This is a genomic window from Christiangramia sabulilitoris (genome assembly GCF_007050985.1).
Lineage (GTDB): Bacteria > Bacteroidota > Bacteroidia > Flavobacteriales > Flavobacteriaceae > Christiangramia > Christiangramia sabulilitoris.
In genome coordinates this window covers 1-974 of the sequence record NZ_VHSF01000015.1, presented here as the reverse complement: position 1 = coordinate 974, position 974 = coordinate 1, and the positions used below count along the sequence as shown (strand labels likewise).

1 protein-coding gene is annotated in these 974 nt (G+C 45.8%); it reads right to left on the bottom strand.

From position 1 onward, the window contains the following. Window positions 1-974: DUF7507 domain-containing protein (locus FGM01_RS14440; protein ID WP_208012737.1), on the bottom strand; the 974-nt coding region annotated here is incomplete at both ends.

Genomic DNA, 974 nt, shown 5'->3' with positions numbered 1-974 from the left:
GACCTCCATAATGTCATTGGAGTTCGAGTCTCCACTTACATAGGCTGGTCCAGTGGTTGCCTGAGGATCTACTACAGCGACATTGGTCAAACTGGTATTCCCCGTATTGTCCACCACAATGGTATAGGTTAGCGTTTGCGGAGCAGCGATATCAGTCGGTGCTACGGTATTGGTTACGGTCAGTGTTGGCGATTGAGTAATAGTGGTTGTTGCATCATCAGTTACCGCAGTAGTTACTTCTGTTGTAGTTACACTGGCAGTATGTACAATATCACTTCCGTTATCAATATCAGCCTGTGTGGCTTCATAGGTCGCGGTATAGGTCCAGGTCTCATCGACCTCCATAATGTCATTGGAGTTCGAATCTCCACTTACATAGGCTGGTCCAGTGGTTGCCTGAGGATCTACTACAGCGACATTGGTCAAACTGGTATTCCCTGTATTGTCCACCACAATAGTATAGGTTAGCGTTTGCGGARCAGCGATATCAGTCGGTGCTACGGTATTAGCTACGGTTAGCGAAGGCGATTGAGTAATAGTGGTTGTTGCATCATCAGTTACCGCAGTAGTTACTTCTGTTGTAGTTACACTGGCAGTATGTACAATATCACTTCCATTATCAATATCAGYCTGTGTGGCTTCATAGGTMGCGGTATAGGTCCAGGTCTCATCGACCTCCATAATGTCATTGGAGTTCGARTCTCCACTTACATAGGCTGGTCCAGTGGTTGCCTGAGGATCTACTACAGCGACATTGGTCAAACTGGTATTCCCCGTATTGTCCACCACAATAGTATAGGTTAGCGTTTGCGGAACAGCGATATCAGTCGGTGCTACGGTATTAGCTACGGTTAGCGAAGGCGATTGAGTAATAGTGGTTGTTGCATCATCAGTTACCGCAGTAGTTACTTCTGTTGTAGTTACACTGGCAGTATGTACAATATCACTTCCATTATCAATATCAGTCTGTGTGG